This window comes from Burkholderia pseudomultivorans (genome assembly GCF_001718415.1).
GTDB classification, from domain to species: domain Bacteria; phylum Pseudomonadota; class Gammaproteobacteria; order Burkholderiales; family Burkholderiaceae; genus Burkholderia; species Burkholderia pseudomultivorans_A.
In genome coordinates, this window is record NZ_CP013378.1 from 896,851 (window position 1) to 911,187 (window position 14,337).

Annotated in this window: 13 protein-coding genes; 6 read left to right on the forward strand and 7 right to left on the reverse strand. The window is 65.7% G+C overall.

What is annotated here, in order from left to right; translation table 11 throughout:
- Positions 1–11 precede the first annotated feature (11 nt).
- Positions 12–1,634 (forward strand): GMC family oxidoreductase, encoded by a 1,623-nt coding sequence (locus WS57_RS16670; protein ID WP_069244559.1) that lies wholly within the window; start codon positions 12–14, stop codon positions 1,632–1,634.
- Positions 1,635–1,849: 215 nt separating this feature from the next.
- On the opposite strand, the gene WS57_RS16675 is transcribed toward WS57_RS16670, so the two are convergent.
- From WS57_RS16675 to WS57_RS16690, 4 genes are all read right to left on the reverse strand, one after another.
- On the reverse strand, positions 1,850–2,632 hold the full coding sequence (locus tag WS57_RS16675) for an SDR family oxidoreductase (protein WP_069244560.1): 783 nt from the start codon (positions 2,630–2,632) through the stop codon (positions 1,850–1,852).
- Between the two features lie 132 nt (positions 2,633–2,764).
- Positions 2,765–3,520 carry an SDR family NAD(P)-dependent oxidoreductase gene (locus WS57_RS16680; RefSeq protein ID WP_059516633.1) on the reverse strand — a complete coding sequence of 252 codons (756 nt, stop codon included), beginning with the start codon at positions 3,518–3,520 and terminating at the stop codon, positions 2,765–2,767.
- Between the two features lie 125 nt (positions 3,521–3,645).
- Positions 3,646–4,398 carry an SDR family NAD(P)-dependent oxidoreductase gene (locus tag WS57_RS16685; protein ID WP_059516632.1) on the reverse strand — a complete coding sequence of 251 codons (753 nt, stop codon included), beginning with the start codon at positions 4,396–4,398 and terminating at the stop codon, positions 3,646–3,648.
- Positions 4,399–4,474: 76 nt separating this feature from the next.
- Complete coding sequence (locus WS57_RS16690) at positions 4,475–6,133, reverse strand: flavin-containing monooxygenase (protein WP_069244561.1); 1,659 nt, start codon at positions 6,131–6,133, stop codon at positions 4,475–4,477.
- A gap of 286 nt (positions 6,134–6,419) precedes the next feature.
- Between WS57_RS16690 and WS57_RS16695 the strand changes: the two genes are divergently transcribed.
- The 4 genes from WS57_RS16695 to WS57_RS16710 all read left to right on the forward strand — a co-directional run bounded on the left by WS57_RS16695 (position 6,420) and on the right by WS57_RS16710 (position 9,939).
- Positions 6,420–6,992, forward strand: a complete 573-nt coding sequence (locus tag WS57_RS16695; RefSeq protein ID WP_069244562.1) for a nuclear transport factor 2 family protein — start codon at positions 6,420–6,422, stop codon at positions 6,990–6,992.
- 166 nt (positions 6,993–7,158) lie between these two features.
- A complete protein-coding gene (locus tag WS57_RS16700) occupies positions 7,159–8,097 on the forward strand; it encodes an alpha/beta hydrolase (protein WP_069244563.1) in 939 nt (312 codons plus the stop codon).
- A 261-nt stretch (positions 8,098–8,358) separates the two neighbouring features.
- A complete protein-coding gene (locus tag WS57_RS16705) occupies positions 8,359–9,111 on the forward strand; it encodes an IclR family transcriptional regulator (protein ID WP_236871941.1) in 753 nt (250 codons plus the stop codon).
- A gap of 48 nt (positions 9,112–9,159) precedes the next feature.
- Positions 9,160–9,939 carry an IclR family transcriptional regulator gene (locus tag WS57_RS16710; protein WP_059516670.1) on the forward strand — a complete coding sequence of 260 codons (780 nt, stop codon included), beginning with the start codon at positions 9,160–9,162 and terminating at the stop codon, positions 9,937–9,939.
- A 96-nt stretch (positions 9,940–10,035) separates the two neighbouring features.
- On the opposite strand, the gene WS57_RS16715 is transcribed toward WS57_RS16710, so the two are convergent.
- Positions 10,036–10,941 (reverse strand): NAD(P)-dependent oxidoreductase, encoded by a 906-nt coding sequence (locus tag WS57_RS16715; protein WP_060255200.1) that lies wholly within the window; start codon positions 10,939–10,941, stop codon positions 10,036–10,038.
- A gap of 24 nt (positions 10,942–10,965) precedes the next feature.
- A complete protein-coding gene (locus tag WS57_RS16720; RefSeq protein ID WP_009688671.1) occupies positions 10,966–11,910 on the reverse strand; it encodes an alpha/beta hydrolase in 945 nt (314 codons plus the stop codon).
- A 478-nt stretch (positions 11,911–12,388) separates the two neighbouring features.
- Here WS57_RS16720 and WS57_RS16725 point away from each other — a divergent pair, with 478 nt between their 5' ends.
- Positions 12,389–13,129 (forward strand): carboxymuconolactone decarboxylase family protein, encoded by a 741-nt coding sequence (locus WS57_RS16725; RefSeq protein ID WP_009688670.1) that lies wholly within the window; start codon positions 12,389–12,391, stop codon positions 13,127–13,129.
- A 170-nt stretch (positions 13,130–13,299) separates the two neighbouring features.
- On the opposite strand, the gene WS57_RS16730 is transcribed toward WS57_RS16725, so the two are convergent.
- On the reverse strand, positions 13,300–14,205 hold the full coding sequence (locus WS57_RS16730; RefSeq protein WP_069244565.1) for an alpha/beta hydrolase: 906 nt from the start codon (positions 14,203–14,205) through the stop codon (positions 13,300–13,302).
- Positions 14,206–14,337 lie beyond the last annotated feature (132 nt).

Consider the following 14,337-nt stretch of genomic DNA (forward strand, 5'->3'; position numbering starts at 1 on the left):
CGGCCCGCGCGATGGAAATCTACGACTACATCGTGGTGGGGGCAGGCTCGTCGGGCTGCGTGGTGGCCGGCAGGCTGTCGGAGGATCCGGCCGTGCGCGTGCTGCTCGTCGAGGCGGGACCGAGCATGGACAACTTCTGGGTGCGCATGCCTGCCGGCGCCGGCAAGCTGTTCATGGACAAGCGCTTCAACTGGGCGTTCGACACCGAGCCCGTGCCGACGCTCGGCGGCCGTACCGTGTACTGGCCGCGCGGCAAGGGCCTCGGCGGCAGCAGTTCGATCAACGGCATGATCTACATGCGCGGCCAGCCGGGCGATTTCGACCATTGGGCCGCACTCGGCAACGACGGCTGGGGCTGGGCGGACGTGCTGCCGTATTTCATCCGCTCGGAGACGAACCAGCGCGGCGCGAACGACTATCACGGCGAACACGGTCCGCTGCATGTCAGCGACGCCGCGATCGGGCATCCGACCGCCGACGACTTCATCGCGGCCGCCGAGCAGGCCGGCATACCGCGCAGCGCGGACCTGAACGGGCCGCCTCACGAAGGCGTCGCATATCGGCAATACACGATCCGGAACGGACGCCGGCATACGGCGTACAACGCCTTCGTCGAACCGGTGCGCCATCGCCGCAACCTGACCGTCCGGACCGGCGTGCGGGTCACGCGCGTGGTGCTCGAAGAGGGCGAGGCCGTCGGTATCGACGTGCTGGATCGCGGCGAGCAGCGCCGGATCGTCGCCGCACGCGAAGTGATCCTGTCGGGCGGTGCGCTGGCGTCGCCGCATCTGCTGATGCTGTCGGGCATCGGCGATCCTGCGGCCCTGCACCGGCACGGCATCGTCGCGGCCGTCGATTCCCCCGAGGTGGGCAGGAACCTGCAGGATCACTGGTTCGGTTCGTTTGCGTGGCGCGTCACGCCGGACAGTTCGTACAACCATCGACTGCGCGGGCTGCGGAAGTACCTGGAGGGCGCGCGCTATCTGTTGACCGGCGGCGGCTATCTCGCGCTGGGCGCGGCACCCGTGACGGCCTATGCGCGCAGCGAGCCCGGACGGCCGGAAGCGGACCTGCAGCTGACGGTCAGCCCGATGACGTTCAAGATCGCCGCATCGGGCGAGCCCGTGATCGACGACTTCCCGGCCGTCGGCGCGTCGGTCGTGCTGCTCACGCCCGATTCGCGCGGTCATATGGAACTGAAGTCATCCGATCCGTTGCAGCCTCCCGCGTTTCACCCGAACTACCTCAGCGATCCGGGCGACATCCGGCGCTCGATCGCAGGGTTGCGGTTGATGCGGCGCATCGCGGAAACCGCCCCGCTCGCGTCGAGGATCGTCGACGAGTTCGCGCCCGGCGCATCGGCCACGACCGACGAGCAGTTGCTGGCGCATCTGAAGACTTTCGGCAACAGCGGCTGGCATCAGGTCGGCACGTGCCGGATGGGCAGCGATTCGCGGGCCGTCGTCGATCCGTGGCTGCGCGTGCGCGGCGTCGGGCGACTGCGCGTGGTCGATGCGTCGGTCATGCCGCGGATCGTGGCCGGCAATACCAACCCGGCGTGCATCATGATCGGCGAGAAAGCCGCCGACATGATTCGCGCGGAGGCTGTCGCTTGTCGATCGGTCTCCGCTTGAGCGTTCGGGTCGGAGGGGTTCGGCGGGGTGCGGGCGTGATCGCGTCGACGCACCCCCTCGCGGTGCTGACGGCGCCAGCTTCGATAGCGCTTTGCTGACAGCACCGCCGTTCGTGTTGCAGCACACGCATGCCTGCACGATTCCGGCGTCGGCATTTGCCTTCACGTCGCCGTTTGCGTGCCCTTTGCCGGGTGGCTGGCCAGTCGCGTTCCGGCTCACGCCACCGATCGCCGGGATGTGATGCCTCCGTCCACCGTGACTATCGTGCCGCTGGTGTAATTCGAGCGAGGCGACGCCAGAAAGACGAAAAGGTCGGCGACCTCCGGCACGGTCGCCGCGCGGCCCAGCGGGTAGCCCGCCATCAGTTCATCGGCGCGCGCTTCGTCGCCCAGCAACCGCGACGCGTGGTTCCGGAGTACCTTGGCAATGCGCTCCGTACCCACCGGCCCGGAATTGACGCCCAACACGCGAATGCCGTCTTCCAGGCTACGTCCGCCCAGCGCGCAGGTGAAAGCCATCAGGGCGGCATTGCCCGTCGAACCCGCGATGTAGTTGAAATCGAAGTTTTGCCCGCCGTTGCCGATGTTGTTCAGGATGACGCCGCGCCCGCGCGTCTTCATCTCCATGTACATCGCGCGCGTCAGGTTGATATAGCCGAACACCTTCAGTTCCCAGCCCTTGCGCCACGCGTCCTCGTCGACATCCCACAACGTGCCGCCCGGAATCGCGCCCGCGTTGTTCACCAGGATGTCGGCATGGCCCGCAAACGAAACGATGTCGGCGATCGCGCCCGGTCGCGTCATGTCCAGCGCCAGCACGCCGACCTTCACGCGGTGTGCGGCCCGCAGTTCGCTTGCCAGCGCGTCAAGCTTCTCGGCCGACCGCGCAACCAGCAATAGATCGCAACCCTCCCGGGCAAACGATCTCGCCAGTCCCTCGCCGATGCCTTGCGACGCGCCGGTAACCAGGACGCTTTGCCCCGAGATTTCCATATCCATCGCGTTCCCCTGATGACGGTTTCACGGATTGCAAGCGGGCGGCTCGTCTCGCTTCCGAAGCATTTGAACCGGCCGCGGCATGACGCAGCGACGAACATCGAGCGACGCCGACAAATTACTACGCATCGCCGTTTAGTCCCACATCAGGCCGTTGTCGACGTTGATCGACTGGCCTGTAATACTGCTCGATAAATCCGAGGCCAGAAACAGCACTGCGTCGGCGATGTCGCGCGGGCTCGCGAAACGGCCGAGCGCAGTTTCGTCGAGCATCTTCCGGAAACCGACCGGATTGGCCTTTTCCAGCTCGTCCAGCAACGGGGTACGCGTTGCGCCGGGGCAGACCGCGTTCACTCGTATGCCGCGGGCGCCCAGTTCGTTCGCGGCCACACGCGACATCACGATGGCCGCGGCCTTGGACGCGGCATAACAGGCATTCGAGGTGGCCTTCGCCCCCTTGCCTGCAATCGATGCGATGTTGACCACGACGCCACCGCCCGCCTCGGCCATGTGGCGCGCGAAACCCTGCATGGTAAAGAACAGTCCGCGCGTATTGATGTTCTGGATCCAGTCCCAGTCCTCCGGCGTCAGGTCGAGCAGTCCGATCTTCCGGGTCACGCCTGCGTTATTCACCAGCACATCGACCCGGCAATGCTGCGCAACGGCCCTGGCCGTCATCGCGGCGATCGATTCGAGGTTGCTGCTGTCGCAGTGGAGATAGCTCGCCTTCAGGCCGCGGCCGATCAGTCGCGTTGCCAGTTCGTTGCCGCGCAGGTCGTCCACGTCGGTCAGCATCACATGCGCGCCCTCTTCGGCCAGACGCTCGGCGATGGCCGCGCCGATTCCGGACGCCGCGCCGGTCACAACGGCCGTCTTGTTGCTGATCAGCATCGTTTCTGCTCCATGGTTGAAACCAGACTGTTTTTACGGGATTGGCGTGCTTGCTCGGGATCGTCCATCGTGATCCGATCGCCCGGGTCGGGTCATTCCACCGTCAAACAGGTGCGGAAATCCAGTCAATAAATCGTGACCCCGCTGTCCACCGGAATGATCTGCCCCGTCGTATGTCGCGACTCGTCCGAAGCCAGATAGACCGCGACATGCGCCATATCGACGGGTTCGCAGGGCCCGAGCAGGCACTGGTCCGCCAGCTTGCGAAGCTCCTCCCGCTCATCGACCAGATGACGCACACGCGCCGAAAGCGTCAGTCCCGGGGCGATCGCGTTCACGCGGATGCGGTCAGGCGCATACTCCGGCGCCATCGAGCGCGTCAGCGCATGAACGCCGCCCTTCGCCGCCGTATAACAGTCGCGGTCGGTCAGTGCCATCAACGCGACCATCGACGAGAAGTTGATGACCGAACCGCCACCCGCGCGTTGCAGATAAGGAATGCCGTATTTGCATACGAGAAACGTGCCGAACAGATCCAGTCTGATCGCTCGCCAGAATTCTTCCTCCGGCGCATCGGTCACGCGAGCGTCGTGCGGCGTGGATCCGCCGGCGGTATTGCACAGGACGTCGATCTTTCCGAAGGCTTCCTCGGCCCGTGCCAGACCCGCACGGACGCTTTCCTTGTCGGTTACATCGAGCCTGAGCGCGACGATGCTTTCCCCGCCGCCGCTGCCGTCGGCAGCCGCCCGCGCGAGATCCAGATGGATATCGCCTGCCAGTACGCGTGCGCCTTCGGCGACGAACTGCCTGCAGATCGCCGTCCCGATGCCGCCCCCCGCGCCGGTCACGAACGCGACCTTGCCGTCCAACCTGCCCATTTCGTGTCTCCTTGATGCCATGCCGGTGCTTCACGTCGGCTCATCGCCCGTCGGGAACGCGTCCCCGCCCTTGCGCTCATGCTGCGTCTTCCATCGTGGCAGGCCGCGATTCGGTCGTGCGATCGCCGGCGCGCGTCAGCACGAATCCCGTATAGCCGGCCGCCGCGATGTCGTCACATTTCTTGCGGTACGTGCCGTGCCCGCCCAGATACGGCAGGAAAACCTGCGGCTTGCCCGGCACGTTCGCGCCGACATACCAGGAGTTCGCCTTCAGATAGAGCGTCTTCGACACGACGTCCTGAACGTGCGCCATCCAGTCCTCCTCCGCCTTCGGGTCGGCGTCGATCCGGTCGACGCCCGCCTCGCGCAGATCCACCATGCAGCGCGCGATCCAGTCGACGTGCTGCTCGATGCTCATCGACATGTTCGCGAGCGGCCCCGGGCTGCCGGGCCCCGTCACCGTGAACAGGTTCGGGAAGCCGCTCGTCATCAGGCCAATGTAGGTCTTCGCGCCTGCGGCCCATTTGTCGTTCAGCTTGAGGCCGCCCACACCGCGCACGTCGATATGCGTGAGTGCGCCCGTCAGCGCGTCGTAGCCGGTCGCATAGATCAGCACGTCGAGTTCGTGCAGGCCCTCGCTTGTCGCGATGCCCTCCGGCACCACGCGCTCGATCGGCGTCGCCTTCAGGTCGACCAGCGTGACATCGTCGCGGTTGTAGACGCTGTAGTAGGTATCGCCGAGGCACGGGCGTTTCGTGCCGAACGGAAAGCCGCGCGGCATCAGCTTCTCGGCAACGGCCGGGTCCTTCACCGTCTCGCGGATCTTGCCGCGGATGAACTCGGCCACCGTTTCGTTGGCTGCCTCGTTCGACAGGATGTCCCCGTAGCACATGCGAAAACCGAGCAACTGGCTGTTCTCCCATGCGTTTTCATACTTCCGGCGGCGCTCGTCGGGTGTAGCGTCGAGCGCGGATTCGACGGGAAACGGCACCGCGATGCCGAAACGCGTGAGGCGGCTGATCGCGCGACGTTCCGCGTAGGTGGCCCGCACGCGCGCACGCATTTCCGGGGTCAACGGATGATTCTTCGCCGGCACGACGTAGACCGCCGTGCGCTGAAACACGGTCAGATGCCTGCACTTGCCGGCAAGTGCCTGGATCACCTGGATGCCCGACGAGCCCGTGCCGATCACGCCGACCCGCTTGTTGCTGAAATCGACCTCGTGATGCGGCCAGCGGCCGGTGTGATGACTTTCGCCCGCGAACGTGTCGATTCCCGGAATCTCGGGCGGTTTCGGCACCGACAGCACGCCGGTCGCCGGCACGAAGAAGCGGGCGCGTGTGACCTTTCCGTCCGAGGTCGCCACGTTCCAGAGATTCAGTCTTTCATCGAACACCGCGGATTCGACGCGCGTATTGAAACGTATGTGCCGACGCAGGTCGAAGCGGTCGGCCACGTGATTCAGGTATCGCATCAGTTCCGCGGAGGTCGGATAGCGCTCGGGCCAGTCCCACTCGTCCTGAAGTTCCGCCGAAAACGAATAGGAGTAGTCCCAGCATTCGAGATCGACCCGCGCTCCCGGATAGCGATTCCAGTACCACGTTCCGCCGACGCCGTCGCCCGATTCGAATGCCTGGATGCGAAAACCGGCATCGGTGAGTCGCTTGATCGCATACAGTCCGCCAAAGCCGGCGCCGACGATGACGGCGTCCAGCACGTCCGAGGCCTGGTTCATTTCTGTGTCTCCTGAAGATGGTTGCTTGTCTGGAATCTATTGAATGACCGCATGCCGGTCCGCATCAATTGCGACAGCGACGCCTTCCCGTACATTGAAATCGCCCGGACGTTCCGTTCGTGCCTGCCGGATCGGGAGCGGCGCGCCATCCGGCCGGCCGTATCGGGATATCGCATCGCACGATCGTGCGAAATTCCAAAGTACGGCAGACGCGCGCCGCGCGAATTGACGCGATACCGGCCGGCTCTTCATCGTGGAGGCAGGAAAATGAAAGGAGTGCCGCGCCATGTCTGCCGCCCTGCAACGCCTGATCGACAAGGACCTGATCCGCGACGTGATGCTTCGCTACGCTCGCGGCGTCGACCGTCGCGACTGGGAACTCGTCCGTTCCGCGTTCTTCGAGGACTGCCATGACGACCACGCGGACTTCAAGGGCACACGCGACGCCTTCATCGCATGGGTCAGGGAGCGGCACGACGCCCCGAGCCTGCTGACCTCCACGCACTTCCTCGGCAACTGTCTCGTCGAATTCGCGTCCGATGGCGTCGCCGCCGTCGAAACGTATTTCGTCGCGCGGCTGGAACTCGCGCCGCAGGCCAGCGAACATCGGTCGATGCTCGACGCGAAACATGCCGACAGCACCCACAACAGCCGCGTCGAAGTATTCGGACGCTATGTCGACCGCTTCGAGAAACGCAACGACGAGTGGCGGGTCGCGCGTCGCCGAACCGTGTTCGACGCCATACAGTCGCACCTCGTCGACGCAGCCGACAACACGCTCAACCCGGCGTGGACGCTCGGCCGGCGTGACCGGCACGACCCGGTGTTCGCGCTGCGGGCGGAAGTCGGCTTGAGCTGACGCACGGCGCTCGCCCTCGGCGACGCGACCAATGCCGACGAAATCGATCCAGTCGGCTGATGGAACCACGGAGACATCACATGAACCGCTGCTCGACGCCGTCGAACGCGCGCCCGGCTTTTCACGGCTTCGTTGCGCTGCATCGCGCCCCCGAGGAGTCGATATCGTGAGCCTCGACAATGAAACCCGCGCCTTCATCGGCAAGCTCGCCGCGACAGCATCGAAGCCGCGTCACCTGATGACGCCGGACGAGGCGCGCGCCGCGTTCGCACGAATCGGCACGATCCTGTCGGCGGGAGCCGACGTACGCGCCACCATTTCGCTCGATATCCCGGTGGACGGCGGCTCGCTCCGCGCACGCCTGTTCATGCCGGACGAAGGTCCGCAAGCGCTGCTCGTCTATTTTCACGGCGGCGGCTGGGTGGTCGGCGGCATCGACGAATTCACGCCGCTGTGCCGGGAAATCGCCGCCGGTGCGGGTGTCGCGGTTGCGCTCGTCGAGTACCGGAAGGCGCCGGAACATCCATTTCCGGGCCCGGTATTCGACGCCTGGCAGGCCGCGCGGTGGCTCGTCGCGCAACAAGCTGCCCTGTTCGGCACGACACTGCCGGTGATCGTCGGCGGGGACAGCGCGGGCGCGAACCTCGCGATCGCGGTCACGCTGCTCGCCCGGCAGGAGGAAACGGTATCGTTCGCCGGCCAGTTGCTCGTTTACCCGGTGACCGATTGCCGGTTCGATCGGCCTTCGTACCTCGCCGCCGACAATCAGCTTCTGACCAGTCGCGACGCGATGATGTGGTACTGGACCCACTATGCGCCAACCGACGCGGACCGGCACTCAAGCCTCGCCTCGCCGCTGAGGGAGGCCGACCTCTCGCGTCTGCCGGAGGCGATCGTCGTCACCGCCGAGCACGACGTGCTGCGCGACGAAGGCGAAGCCTACGCGCAGCGCCTCGTGCAAGCCGGCGTGCCGGTTCATCATCTGCGCGCAGCCGGACAGATGCACGGCTTTCTCATGATGATTGGCGTTCTGCCCGGAAGCCGCGCCGGCCTGAGCTTCATATGCGAGCACCTCCGCATCCTCGCTGCGCGTGCGTCGCACTGACCTGCCGACCGCGCTCCGCGCAACCGAATGGCGGGCATGCCGCCGCGCCATGACGGGCGCGATGGTAGTACGATTCGACATGATGCGCATAGGCGGGCCGGACAAGCACAGGTTCCGCCATCGAAGAATCAGACGGAGACACGGATGCACCCCGGTAGATCCTTGCCGACACACGTCGACGCGAGGTCCGGCAATGGCCCGCACGGCGTCGACACCGCGTGGCCCAAACTGCCTCGCGGCGAACGCGCACCGAGCAGCGCGATGGTGACGCCGCTCGCACGCGGGCTGTCGATCCTGTCGGCGTTCGGCCCGGACAAGGGCTGGCTGAGCAATCTGGAGATCGCACAGGCAACCGGCATTCCGCCGCCGACTGCGCTGCGCCTGCTCCGGTCGCTGGTCGCACTCGGCTACCTGCACCACGACAAGGCCAGCCGGAAATATGCGCTCGCGGCCGCGTCGCTCGCGCTCGGCTACGCGGCCGTCGCCGATCCCGACCTTCAGCGGCTCGCCAGCATCGAAATGCGGAAACTGGCCGAGGCGACCGATAGCTACGTACTGCTCGGCACGCGCGACCGCCTCGACATCCTGATCCTCGATACCCAGATCGGCAGCCGCACCGTGCTGGATCTGCGGCTGCGGCCCGGCATGCGCATGCATATCGCGTATTCGCTGATGGGATGGGCATTGCTGGCCGCCCTGCCCGAAGCGGAATGCCGCTACCTGCAATGCGAGCTCGAGCGGCGTGCCGACGACAACTGGCCCACCATCGGGCGCCGCATGTTCGAGAAAGTCGCGCAGGTGCGCGAACTGGGGTTCGGCATGTTGCATGGCGACTGGGAACCGGAGCTGGCGTGTGTCGCCGCGCCCGTCCCGCTTCCCGACCGGCCGCCACTCGTGCTCGGCTGCGTCGGCCGCACGGCCCGCCTCGCGCAGGCGAGGCTCGAACGGGAACTCGGCCCGCGCCTCGTCGCGATTGCGCAGACGCTTCGCGAGCGTGTGCCGCCCTGCGTCTGAACACGGAAGAACACCATGACGAGGCAGCTCGATCGTCCGGGAGTCGCAATGCCCCAGGCACCCCATGTCACACAGACGCTCGATCGCGGCCTGCAGGTTTTGCGCGCATTTCACGCCGAGCGCACGCCGCTGACCAACGGAGAACTGGCGCAGCGCACGGGCATGTCGCGCTCGGCCGTTTCGCGTTTGACCTCTACCCTGATCCATCTCGGCTACATCCGCCGCGTGGCGGGCGGCACGCAGTTCGAACTCGCTACAGGCGTGTTCGGCATCGGGTACGCCTACCTCGAAACCAACCCTGTCACGCGACTCGCCCATTCGCCGATGCAGCAGCTTGCCGACCGGTTGAACGTGTCCGTCGCGCTTGCCGCGCCCGATGGGCTCGACATGCTGTATATCGCGCATCGGACCAGCGCAGGCATCGCCACGCTGCGCCTCGGCGTCGGTTCACTGCTGCCGATGGGCTGGACGGCGATCGGGCGCGCGTGGCTCTGGACGCTGCCGGAACCGGAGCGACGCCAATACGTCGCGCGGTTGCTGGAAGCCGCCGGCCCCCAGCGCGAAGCGATGCGCATCGGCATCGACAACGCGTTCGACGATCTGGGCTCGAACGGCGTATGCATGTCGTTCGGCGAATTCCAGCGTCATGCATACGGCATCGCGTTACCGATCAGCGTCGGCCGCTCCGCCACACCGATGTCGCTCAGCTGTGGTGCGATCCGGCCCGATCCGGACCTCGACGCCATCAGGCAACACATCGTGCCGGCACTCAAACAGGCGGCGCGTGATCTCGAGATGCTGCTTCGCGAGGTTCGCTACGAGCCGTGACCGGCCTGAACATTTCCTGCTCCGGCCGCCCGCACGGTTGGCCTGAACACGACGCCGCGTCGCGCACTCGCCACGCGGCGTCGATGACGCGCGAGCTCAACGCGCTCGCCCGCGCACGCAGGTGCCGCCTTGCTCCGCGACAAACGTCAGGATCGAGGTGAAATCGTCGGCACCGCGTCCCGCATCGTATGCCGCATGCCAGACATCGCGCGCGCGGTCGATCGTCGGCGTCGCGATATGCAGCAGACGCGCTTCGTCGAAGCCGAGCGACATGTCCTTTTCGATGATCGCCAGCGCCGCGCCATAGTCGAATCGACCCGACACGGCGCGGCTCAGCATCTTCGAACCTGCAAAACTCTGCGCCGTACCGGCGTCGAGCAGCCGCATCATCATGTCCGGGTCGAGACCGGCCTTCGCGCCCATTGCCAGCCCTTCCGAGCAGACGACGAGATTGGTCGCCATGATGATGTTGTTCACGATCTTCATGATCTGAGCCATGCCGGCGCGCTCGCCCATCACGAACACGTCCTTGCCGATCAGCGACAGCAGCGGCATGACCTGCTCGACGAGCGCCGGCGCGCCGGCCGCCAGCATCGCGAGCGTACCCGCCCGCGCGGCGGGCGCACCGCCCGAGATCGGCGCATCGACGATGCCGATGCCTTTCTCCGCCAGCCCGTCGCCGATACGCACGATCATGTCCTGACCGATCGTCGACATCTCCGCGTACAGGCGGATCGCCGTCCCGTGCACGACGCCGTCCGGGCCCAGGCCGACGGCCAGCGACACGTCGCGATTCGGCAGACACGCCAATACGATGCCGGCCGCATCGGCGACCGAGCGCGGCGAATCGTGGATGACCGCGCCGCCGTCGACAAAGGGCTTCAGGGCCGCGGGCGACGGGTCGTACACATGCAGGCGGAACGATTGCCCCAGCAAGCGCTCGGCCATCGGGCCGCCCATCTGCCCCAGACCGAGAAAGCCGATATGTTTCACTGTATCCATTTGAATCCCGAATCCGTTTATCGATCAGGCAGTCACGCCGCGACGCGCGATCGCACCGCCGATCCAGGCCGCCGCCTCCGTCAGCGCTTCCTTTGCCGCCGCGCACGCGAGCCCCATGCGAAAGAAGCCGTGGATCATGCCTTCGTAGTGCCTCAACGTGACGGGCACGCCCGCGTCGAACAGGCGATTCGCATAGGCATCCCCCTCATCGCGCAAGGGATCGAAGCCGGCCGTCACGACGAGCGCGCGCGGCAATCCCGCCAGCGACCTTGCGCGAAGCGGGCAGGCATGCGGATGAAACGCATCCCGCTCGTTCGCGACGTAGTCGTGCCAGAACCGAATCATCGCCGCGCGCGTGAGCGCATAACCGGACTGGTTCTCGATGTACGAGCGGGTCGGCGGCGTGTGGTAGTCGGTCACCGGGTAGATCAGTACCTGCGCACACAGCAACGGGCCGCCTTCGTCGCGGATCCTCAGCGCGGTCACCGCTGCGAGGTTGCCGCCCGCGCTGTCGCCCGCCACGACGATGCGCGACGCATCGAGCGACAGTGTTTCCGCCTGTTGCGCGATCCAGCCCACGGCGTCGAAGCAGTCGTCGACCGCGGCAGGGAAGCGGTGCTCGGGCGCAAGCCGATAGTCGAGCGCAATCACGGCCGCCCCGCTTCCCTCGCATAGATCTCTGCACACGTGATCGTGCGTGTCGAGATTGCCGATCACGAAGCCGCCGCCGTGAAAGAACACGATCACGCCGTCGCTTTGCCTGGCCTCCGGCCGCGGCCGGTACAAGCGAGCCGGCAACGAGCGCCCTGCCAGCGGTATTTCGAGGTCGACGACCTCGCCGACCATCGTGCGTCGATCGAGCGGCGGATAGGCCAGGCCTGCGCGCAGCGCGTCGACGGACAGACTCTCCATCGGCGGCGTCGATTCGAGGCTGCGCAGAATCGCGGCGATTTCAGGGTCGAGCGCCATACGCGCTACTCCGTGATGCACTGCGCGGGTTCACGGCCCGGCGTGGCGGGAGACTCGAGACGTGCGTCGAAAGCGAGTCGTCGATTCGTTGACACGTTATTGAAAAGAGGCATCGTTCATCTCCCTGTTGGCAGTTTTCCTGCACTGGACTGACGCGGGCAATCCGAACACGCTGGTCGCTGCGAGCGCGGCCGCGCCATTCATGCAAAGCGTGCCGACGTGCCGGGTCGTGGTCAATGTCGGCACACGGTGCTTTCCGTACAACGGAACGGGCAATATCTCGCGAGGAGAGCGGCGTCGGCTCGATTCGTCGCGGCGGCGCTCATGCCGGGCGCCGCGTCATCGCGTTGCGGGCAACTGCGGATTCGATTCCACTGTACGGAAACGCCGTATGCAACCCGCTTCCGGCACCTTCGACCAGCGTCTATTCTTGGGTAGCCGCCCGCATTCGGGTTCGTGCGCCACGCAAAGGAAAGGAATGGACGATTCAAACGTTCTGAAGACACGATTCGAACATCTGCACGGCTTCTGGAACAACGGGCTCGAATCTGCGCTGCAGGAAGACCCTGCCTTCTTCGCCAGCTATCTGTCGATGGCCGAAGTCGCGATGGGCGCGACGCACCTCGAACCGAAGATACGCGACTTCGTCCTGATCGCCGCCAATGCAAGCGTGACGCACCTGAATTCCGAGGCCGTCAGCCACCACGTCGAAGCCGCCGTGAAACACGGCGCAACCCGCGGTGAACTGCGCGAGGTGCTTCAGGTCGCCTCCGTTCTCGGCATTCATGCGTATATGGTCGGGGTGCCAATCCTGCTCGAAGCGCTTGCCGCCACCGGCGAATCGCTCGATGCGGTGTTCCCGCTCGACGACGCCTTCGAGAAAGTGCGCGCGCAGTTCACCGAGCGCCGCGGTTACTGGAGCGACGAGTTGCAAGGCATGGTTCGCAGTTCTCCCGCGTTCTTCGACGGGTATACGGCGTTTTCGTCGGCACCGTGGAAGACCGGCGAGCTGGCGCCGGTCGTCAAGGAATTGTTGTACGTGGCAATCGACGTATCGACGACACACCTCTTCGAGCCGGGCGTCCGCATTCATACGCGCAACGCGCTTCGCTACGGTGCGACACCGGCGCAAGTGCTGCAGGTCATGCAGATCGTCAGTTGTGTCGGGATGCAGAGCTTTCTGCTCGGCGTACCCCGTTTGAGATCCGCTGGGGCCTGACTGCACGCGCCTGAAAACAGGCTAGTTCCGGTTGAGCGATCCGGGCGACATCCGGCACTCGATCGCGGGGTGCGGCTGATGCGGCGCATCGCGCAAACCGCTGCGTTCGCGTCGGAGGGGCTCGGCCGGCCGCGTACGCGATCGTACCGACGCCCCGCTCGCGCGCTGGATCAAAGGTGCTTGCCGAAGAACGGCGCCAGCTTCGACACCGCTTCGCGCATCTGCTCGGGCGTATCGTAAAGCGACATGTGCGTGGCGCCCGGGATCACGTGCAGGTGCTTGTCGGTGCTGGCCGCCTTGTCGAAGATGTCCCGGCTGAACCACAGCGAGCCGGCGTCGCTGCCGGCGATCAGTTGCAGCGGTTGCGTCAGCAGCACGTCGGCCGACGCGAATGCGTCGTAGGTCACCAGTTGCGGCAGGCTGCTGGTCGTGAACTGGCTCGGCGTGTTGGGATGCTGCGCGCGCGACGTACGGTAGTAGTCGTACGCTTCGCGCATGTCGCGATCCTCGACGCCGTCGAGGCTCGTCGGCGAGAACGGCAGATACGCGACCGGCTCGCCGTCGGCCTCGCGCGTGCGCTGCGCGGCGCCCAGTTCGAGCAGCCCGATCGCCTTCGCCGCCGGCTCGTCGCCGCGCCAGCCGACGCGGAACATGCTGCCGATATTGACGGTGCTGATACCGCCAACCGCCTTGATGCGCCGGTCGGTCATCGTCGCGTGGATCGCATAGCCGCCGCCTGCGCAGACACCCAGCGCGCCGATCCTGTCGCGATCGACGCAATCGCGCGTCACCAGATAGTCGACCGCACTGCGCACGTCGTTGACGCGCGCATAAGGATCCTCGAGAAACCGCGGCGTGCCGCCGCTTTCCCCCTGGAACGACGCGTCGAACGCGAGCGTGACGAAGCCTTCGCGCGCCAGCTGCTCCGCATAGCGACCGGCCGTTTGCTCCTTGACGCCGCCGCCCGGATGCACGCATACGATGGCCGGATACTTGCGGGCCGCGTCGAAGCCTTCGGGAAAATAGAGGTTCGCGGCCATTTCAAGCGCGCCGTTCGGAAATTTGACTGATTGCATGAGTTCTCCAGTTGATGTTTCACCGGGGCGATTCGACGTTTGCATCCCGGACCTGGTCGAATATAGTCGTCGATGTCGCCAGCAACTAGACTGCATGAAGTTCATGCGCCAATAAGCCAGGCTTATCAATCA

What these genes read in the sequence shown, in the direction of transcription:
- WS57_RS16710 (WP_059516670.1), top strand. Translation starts at nt 9,160, where the DNA reads ATGCCCCAGGCACCCCATGTCACACAGACGCTCGATCGCGGCCTGCAG.
- WS57_RS16730 (WP_069244565.1), bottom strand. Translation starts at nt 14,205, where the DNA reads ATGCAATCAGTCAAATTTCCGAACGGCGCGCTTGAAATGGCCGCGAAC.
- WS57_RS16690 (WP_069244561.1), bottom strand. Translation starts at nt 6,133, where the DNA reads ATGAACCAGGCCTCGGACGTGCTGGACGCCGTCATCGTCGGCGCCGGC.
- WS57_RS16715 (WP_060255200.1), bottom strand. Translation starts at nt 10,941, where the DNA reads ATGGATACAGTGAAACATATCGGCTTTCTCGGTCTGGGGCAGATGGGC.
- WS57_RS16695 (WP_069244562.1), top strand. Translation starts at nt 6,420, where the DNA reads ATGTCTGCCGCCCTGCAACGCCTGATCGACAAGGACCTGATCCGCGAC.
- WS57_RS16725 (WP_009688670.1), top strand. Translation starts at nt 12,389, where the DNA reads ATGGACGATTCAAACGTTCTGAAGACACGATTCGAACATCTGCACGGC.
- WS57_RS16720 (WP_009688671.1), bottom strand. Translation starts at nt 11,910, where the DNA reads ATGGCGCTCGACCCTGAAATCGCCGCGATTCTGCGCAGCCTCGAATCG.
- WS57_RS16705 (WP_236871941.1), top strand. Translation starts at nt 8,359, where the DNA reads ATGGTGACGCCGCTCGCACGCGGGCTGTCGATCCTGTCGGCGTTCGGC.
- WS57_RS16685 (WP_059516632.1), bottom strand. Translation starts at nt 4,398, where the DNA reads ATGGGCAGGTTGGACGGCAAGGTCGCGTTCGTGACCGGCGCGGGGGGC.
- WS57_RS16680 (WP_059516633.1), bottom strand. Translation starts at nt 3,520, where the DNA reads ATGCTGATCAGCAACAAGACGGCCGTTGTGACCGGCGCGGCGTCCGGA.
- WS57_RS16675 (WP_069244560.1), bottom strand. Translation starts at nt 2,632, where the DNA reads ATGGATATGGAAATCTCGGGGCAAAGCGTCCTGGTTACCGGCGCGTCG.
- WS57_RS16670 (WP_069244559.1), top strand. Translation starts at nt 12, where the DNA reads ATGGAAATCTACGACTACATCGTGGTGGGGGCAGGCTCGTCGGGCTGC.